6 protein-coding genes and 1 pseudogene are annotated in these 6,530 nt (G+C 73.4%); all 7 read right to left on the bottom strand.

Annotated features, from left to right (window positions below):
- On the bottom strand, positions 1-474 hold a 474-nt coding region (locus B8460_RS16890; RefSeq protein WP_048862786.1), incomplete at its 3' end, for a winged helix-turn-helix transcriptional regulator.
- A 7-nt stretch (positions 475-481) separates the two neighbouring features.
- Positions 482-1,972, bottom strand: a complete 1,491-nt coding sequence (locus B8460_RS16885; protein ID WP_048862784.1) for a class I adenylate-forming enzyme family protein — start codon at positions 1,970-1,972, stop codon at positions 482-484.
- A gap of 1 nt (position 1,973) precedes the next feature.
- A complete protein-coding gene (locus B8460_RS16880) occupies positions 1,974-2,729 on the bottom strand; it encodes an SDR family NAD(P)-dependent oxidoreductase (RefSeq protein WP_048862783.1) in 756 nt (251 codons plus the stop codon).
- Positions 2,726-5,113, bottom strand: a complete 2,388-nt coding sequence (locus B8460_RS16875; RefSeq protein ID WP_048862782.1) for a xanthine dehydrogenase family protein molybdopterin-binding subunit — start codon at positions 5,111-5,113, stop codon at positions 2,726-2,728. The genes B8460_RS16880 and B8460_RS16875 overlap by 4 nt, the downstream gene beginning before the upstream one ends.
- Positions 5,113-5,874: an N-acyl homoserine lactonase family protein gene (locus tag B8460_RS16870; protein WP_048862781.1), complete on the bottom strand. Its 762-nt coding sequence runs from the start codon at positions 5,872-5,874 to the stop codon at positions 5,113-5,115. The genes B8460_RS16875 and B8460_RS16870 overlap by 1 nt, the downstream gene beginning before the upstream one ends.
- Complete coding sequence (locus B8460_RS16865) at positions 5,871-6,377, bottom strand: (2Fe-2S)-binding protein (protein WP_048862785.1); 507 nt, start codon at positions 6,375-6,377, stop codon at positions 5,871-5,873. The genes B8460_RS16870 and B8460_RS16865 overlap by 4 nt, the downstream gene beginning before the upstream one ends.
- Positions 6,374-6,530: pseudogene (locus B8460_RS23795) on the bottom strand (hypothetical protein); the annotation flags it as partial. The pseudogene B8460_RS23795 and the gene B8460_RS16865, both read right to left, overlap by 4 nt.

Genomic DNA, 6,530 nt, shown 5'->3' with positions numbered 1-6,530 from the left:
CCCGACGCCCGCCCCCGGCCCGTCGCGATAGCGCACCGCCCGCGCCTCGATCGCCGCGCGGCAGTGCGAACACGCCGTCAGCGGCGTGCAGTCCGCGCCGCATGTCGCGTGCACCAGTTGCAACGGCGGCGGCCGGTCGGCCGACAGGAACTGATCGCCGAACCGCAGCAGCGACAGCATGACCAGGTACAGGTCGATCCCCGCCTCGGTCAGCCGATACTCCTCGCGCGGCGGCCGCGCGCTGTACGGCACGCGGCGCAGCAGCCCGGCCGCCGTCAGCCGCTCCAGCCGCTCCGCCAGCGTCGCGCGCGGCAGGCCCAGCACCGACAGCCACGCGCCGAACCGCCGCGCGCCGAGATACGCCTCGCGCAGCACCAGGAACGACCACGCATCCGACAGGATCGCGAGCGTGCGCCCGACCGAGCAATGCCGCTCCCGCGCGCCCGGCGCCACGGCGGCGCCAAGGTCTGGCACGGCGGCGTCAGAGCGGCGCGTCACCCAGCGCCTCGCGCAGGCGGAAGCGCATCACCTTGCCCGACCCGGTGCGCGGGATCGCGTCCACCACGCGCACCGCGTGCGGCACCTTGTAGGCGGACAGCAAGGTCGCGCAATGCGCGCGCAACGCCGCCTCGTCGAGCGCCGCCCCCTCGCGCGGGACGACGAAGGCGACCGGCACCTCGCCGAGCGTGGCGTGCGCGATGCCGACCACGGCGCAATCCTGCACCGCCGCGAACGCCACCACCGCCTCCTCCACCTCGGCCGGCGCGATGTTCTGCCCGCCGCGTATGATCAGCTCCTTCAGCCGCCCGGTGATCGTGATGAACCCGTGCGCGTCGGCGCGCGCGAGATCGCCGGTGCGGTACCAGCCCGCGCGCAGCGCCGCGGCCGTCGCCTCCGGCTTGGCGTGATAGCCGCGCATCACGTTCGGCCCGCGCACGATCAGCTCGCCCTCCGCGCCCGGCGGTACGTCGGCGTCCGCCGGATCGACGATGCGCACCGCGAGCCCCGGCAGCGGCAGCCCGCATGACCCTGCCACCCGCGTCCCGTACGGCCAGTTCATCGTCACCATCGTCGCCGTCTCGGTGATGCCGTAGCCGTCCAGCAGCAACACGCCGGTCGCCGCCTCGAACGACGCATTCAGCGCCGCCGGCATGATCGCCCCGGCGGAGACGCACAGCCGCAGCGCGCCCAGATCACTCCGTCCCGCGCGCTGCACCGCGTCGAGCAGGTAATGAAACATCGTCGGCACGCCCGGCAGCAGCGTGTATCCGCCCCCCGCCAGCCGCGCGAGCGCCTCCGTCGTGGAGAACCGCTCCATGATGAACTCCCGCGCCCCGGTCGCGAGGATGCCGAGCACCGACAGGTTCAACGCATAGGAATGAAACAGCGGCAGCGGGCTCAGCACGCGGTCGTCCGGCCCCAGCCCCACGATCGGCGCCCAGCACGCCGCGACCACCCACAGCATGCTGCGCAACGTCAGCATCACGCCCTTGGCCCGCCCGGTCGTGCCGGACGTGTAGACAAGGAACGCCACCGCATCGAGGTCGTCCGGATCGCGCGCGACCGCCCCCTCCGCCGCCGCGCCCTCGTCCGCCGCCAGCACCGCGCACGCGGCGAAGGCGTCGGCGCGCGCGGCCGAGGCATAGGCGTGGCGACAGCCGGAATCCTCGATCCGGTACGCGATCTCCGCCGCCGTCGCGTCATGGCTGATCGGCACCGCGACCGCGCCCGCGCGCAGGATCGCGAGGCAGCATTCCACCCACGCGACGCCGTTCGGCAGGCACAGCGCGACCGCATCCCCCGGCCCCACCCCGCGCGCCTGCAACGACGCCGCCATGCCGGCGGTGCGCGCGGCGAGCGCCGCATAGGTGACGCCGCGCCCCGCATCCTCGAACGAGACCGCGTCGCGCCGCGCCGCCGCATGGCGGGCGAGCAGGATGTGGACCGGGGCGATCAGCTCTGCATGCAGCATGTCACACCATCGCGAAGCCGCCGTTGATGCTCACCGTCTGCCCGGTGATCCACCCTCCCGCCTCCGACGCGAGCAACGTCACCATCGGCGCCACGTCGTCCGGCGTGCCGAGGCGGCGGATCGGGTAGTTGCGCAGGATCTTCTCGCGGTTCGCCGCCAGCCATTCCGGGTCCGAATGGCTCGTCTCCACCAGACCCAGCGAGATCGCGTTGGCGGTCACGCCGAACCGCCCGTATTCCTTGGCCAGCGACTTCGCCAGCGCGATCGCGCCCGCGCGCGCCGCCGCCGCCAGCGCCAGCCCCGCCTCGCCCACGCGCGAGCTGTCGCCCGCGAACACGATGATGCGGCCCCAGTTGTTGCGCGTCATGTGCGGCAACGCCGCGTGCGACGTGTGCACCGGCCCGTACAGCCCGGCATTCACCTGCGCCTGCCAGTCGGCCGGCGTGCTGTCGCCGAAACGCTGGCGCAGCGCGACGCCCGCGTTGTTGATGACGATATCCAGCCGCCCGTGCGCGGCGACGATCGCCGCCACCATCGCGTCCACCGCGCCCTTGTCGCCGACATCCGCGCCATAGGCCGCCGCGCGCCCGCCCGCCGCCGTGATCGCCGCCACCACCTCCCCGGCGGCAGCGGGGGAGCTGCGGTAATTCACCGCGACGACCGCGCCCTCGGCGGCGAGCGACAGCGCGATCGCCCGCCCCACGTCGCGGCTCGCGCCCGTGACCAGCGCCACCCGTCCGTCGAGATCCAGTTTCATGCGCCATCATCCTTCCGCTGCGCCGCGCGCACCAGCCGGAACAGCCGTTCCGGGGTCGCCGGCAATTCATCGACCGCGATGCCGAGCGGCGACAGCGCGTCCGACAGCGCGTTGGCGATCGCCGCCGGCGCGCCGATCGTCCCGCCCTCGCCCATGCCGCGAAACCCGCCGACATTGTCCGGCAGATCAAGCTCCAGATGCGTGATGCCGATCGGCGGCACGCACGGCGCCGTCGGCGCGAGATAGTCGGCAAGGCTCGCGGTCACGATCTGCCCCGCCGCGTCATAGGTGACTTCCTCCAGCAGCGCCGCGCCGATGCCCTGCGCGACCGCCCCCTGCACCTGCCCGTCCACGATCAGCGGATTGATGATCCGCCCGCAATCCTCGGCGACGTGATAGGCGAGCACGCGCACCGCATAGGTGCCGGGATCGACCTCCACCGCCGCGAGATGCGTCGCCGACGCGGCGGTGCCGAGATAGGGGTCATAGGTCTGCGTCGAGATCAGATCCTCGCGCCGGTCGTGCGGGATGCGCCCCATGTCGGCATAGATGGCGCGCGCGATGTCGCGGAACGTCATCACCCGGTCGGTGCCGGCGACGCGCACCGTGCCGTCCGCGACCTCCAGGTCGGCCTCGTCCGCCTCCATCAGCAGCGACGCCGCGCGTTTGAGCTTGGCGCGCACCTCGCGCGCGGCAAGCGTCGCCGCGCCGCCCGCGATCACCGCGCTGCGCGACGCATAGCTGCCGGTGCTACTCGCGACCAGCGCGGTGTCGCCCTGCAGCACCTCGATCGTGTCGATGCGCGCGCCCAGTTCCTCGGCGATCACCTGCGCGAGCGTCGTCTCCAGCCCCTGCCCGTGCGAGGCGATGCCGAACGCGGCGGTGATCGCGCCCGTCACGTCGATGCGCAGGCTCGCCGTCTCCATCCCGGTGTTGATCGGCATGCCGGGGGCGGCGGAGATGCGCGAGCCGATGCCCGTCAGCTCCACATAGCTCGCGAGCCCGATGCCGAACCACCGCCCCGCCGCCCGCGCCTCCGCCTGCCGCGCGCGCAGCGCCGCATAGCCGCCGTCGCGCAACGCCGCCTCCAGCGTCTCCATGAAGCCGGACCGGTCCCAGATCAGCCCCGATCCGGTGCGGTACGGAAACTCCTCCGCGCGCACCAGATTGCGCCGCCGCATCTCCGCCGGATCGAGACCCACGCGCGCGGCGGCCATGTCGATCAGCCGCTCCATCGCGAACGCTGCCGCCGGCCGTCCGACGCCGCGATACGGCCCGGTCGGCGCCTTCGGCGTCGCCACCGCCCGCACGCCCGCCGCATAGGCCGGCACGCGGTATGGACCGGGCAGGAAGCTCACCACCTGCACCGGCTCCAGCGCCGCCGTCCACGGATAGATCGAATAGGCGCCGACATCGCTCAGCACCTCGGCGCGCAGCCCGCGTATCGTCCCGTCGGCGTCGAGCGCGAGCGACGCCTCGATGCGCTCGTCGAAGGCCTGGCTCGTGCTCGCCAGATCCTCCAGCCGGTCGGACGTCCACTTCACCGGCCGGCGCAACAGACGCGACAGCGCCGCGACCAGCAATTCCTCCTGATAGACCGAGCCCTTGCCGCCGAAACTGCCGCCCACGTCGGCGGCGATGACGCGCAGCCGGTTGCCCGGCATGTCGAGACAGTCGGCCAGCGCGTCGCGTACCACGCCCGGGATGTTGGTCGCGACATGCAGATCAAGCGCGCGCCGCCCGTGGTCCCATTCGGCGACGGCACAGCGCGGCTCGATCGCCAGCGGCGCCTTGCGATGCAGGCGGAACGACGCCTCCACCACCGCGTGCGCGCCGGCGAACGCCGCGTCGATGTCGCCGCGTCCGAAGCGCCGTGCGGCCAGCACGTTGCCCGGCAGCGCGTCATGCAGGCGCGGCGCGTCCGCCGCCGCCGCCTCCGGCGCGTGCATCGCCGCCGGCAGCGGCTCGTACGCGATGTCGATCAGCTCCAGCGCGTCCTCGGCGGCGTAGCGGTCCTCGGCCAGCACCGCGACCACCGGCTCGCCGACATAGCGCACCACGCCGCGCGCGAGCGGCCACATCTCCGTCGCGTGATAGCCCGCCATGCGCGACGTCGCGCGCAGCGGCCGGACCTGCGCCGCCAGGTCCTCGCCCACGTAGACGCCGATCACCCCGGGCGCAGCCGCCGCCGCCGCGGTGTCGATGGACACGATGCGCGCATGCGGATGATCGCTGCGCCGGATCGCGACATGCGCCGCATCCCGCGGCCGCACGTCGTCGGCATAGGTGCCCCGCCCGGTCAGCAGCCGCGCATCCTCCACGCGCGGCAGCCGCGCGCCGATCAGCCCCGGACGCAGCAGCGGATCGGGCGCGGCGGCGGCCATCAGTCGTAATACTCGGCGCCGGTGCGCAGCGTCCGCCACTGCGCGTCGTCATGGCCGCAGATCACCCACGCGCCCGCCGCCTCCATCCGCCGTATCTCGGCCATCGACGCCAGCAGCTTCTCGGCGTTCCACGTGTTGCGCGGCGCATAGTCGCGGTCGAGACTGTCGCGCAGCGTCACCGCGTCGGACGCCAGCAGCACCGCGCCCGTGCGGTCCAGCTCCACCCGCGCGCAGCTCATCCCCGGCGTATGGCCCGGCATGTGCAACAACACGATCCGCCCGTCGCCGAACAGGTCGAGCGTCGCGTCGAACGCCTGCACCGGCATCGGATGGTCCCAGTCGGCGGCGACATAGCCCATGGCCGCCGCATCCGGCGCCCGCGCTGCCGCCAGCTCGTGCGTGTTGCATACCACCGTCGCGCGGCGGAACAGCTCGTTGCATCCGCAATGATCGGCATGCAGGTGCGAACAGATCACCACGTCGATGTCGTCCACGCCCAGCCCCGCCGACGCAAGGCTCGCCGGCAGCGCCTCGGCCGCGGAGAACACCGGCACCATCACCTTCGCCAGCCCGCCCCAGCGCGCCGCCGCGTCGGTCGCGACGGACGGATGACAGCCGCTGTCGAACAGCACGTTGCCCTGCGCATGGCGCAGCAGGAACGCGCCCACCGGCAATTCGAACCGCGCCTCGCGGTCGGCCGAGGCGTCGAACACCGACCGCTTCATCCGCAGCCGCCCGGCCGGCAGCACGTGCATCCTCATGGTCTCTCTCCCGCCGTTTCCCCGGCCGCGTCGCGCGCGGCGACCATCGACCGCACCGCCGCGACGATGTGCTCATAGCCGGTGCAGCGGCACAGATTGCCGCCCAGCGCGTCGCGTATCTCCTCGTCGGTCGCGAGCCGCCGCGTCGCCAGCATGTCGATGCAGGTCATCAGCATCCCCGGCGTGCAGAACCCGCATTGCAGCGCGTGATGCGCCCGGAACGCCTCCTGCAGCGGCGCCAGCGCCTCGGCGGTGCCCAGCCCCTCGACCGTCCGCACCTCCGCCCCGTCCGCCTGCACCGCGAGCGTCAGGCACGACCGCGCGCTGACATCGTCCAGCAGCACCGTGCAGGCGCCGCACACGCCGTGCTCGCAGCCGACATGCGTGCCGGTCAGGCCCAGCACGCCGCGCAGGAAATCCGACAGCAGCAGCCGATCCTCGACCCGGTGCGCGACCGCGCGCCCGTTCACCGTCACCCGTATGTCGTGCATCCCGCCGCTCATGCCGCGCGCGCCCACGCCGCCGCCACCGCGCGCGCCGCCAGCACGCCCGCCAGATGCACGCGGTATTCGGCGGATGCATGCAGATCGTCGCCCGGCGCGATCGACGCGCGCACCGCCGCGACGCATGCCGCGAGCGCCGCCCCCTCCGGCCGC

The sequence above is a fragment of the Acidisphaera rubrifaciens HS-AP3 genome, from assembly GCF_000964365.1.
Classification (GTDB): Bacteria; Pseudomonadota; Alphaproteobacteria; order Acetobacterales; family Acetobacteraceae; genus Acidisphaera; species Acidisphaera rubrifaciens.
This window is presented reverse-complemented; position numbering and strand designations above follow the sequence as displayed.

Coding starts and splice junctions, on each gene's coding strand:
- B8460_RS16875 (WP_048862782.1), bottom strand. CDS start 5,113: ATGGCCGCCGCCGCGCCCGATCCGCTGCTGCGTCCGGGGCTGATCGGC.
- B8460_RS16880 (WP_048862783.1), bottom strand. CDS start 2,729: ATGAAACTGGATCTCGACGGACGGGTGGCGCTGGTCACGGGCGCGAGC.
- B8460_RS16885 (WP_048862784.1), bottom strand. CDS start 1,972: ATGCTGCATGCAGAGCTGATCGCCCCGGTCCACATCCTGCTCGCCCGC.
- B8460_RS16870 (WP_048862781.1), bottom strand. CDS start 5,874: ATGAGGATGCACGTGCTGCCGGCCGGGCGGCTGCGGATGAAGCGGTCG.
- B8460_RS16865 (WP_048862785.1), bottom strand. CDS start 6,377: ATGAGCGGCGGGATGCACGACATACGGGTGACGGTGAACGGGCGCGCG.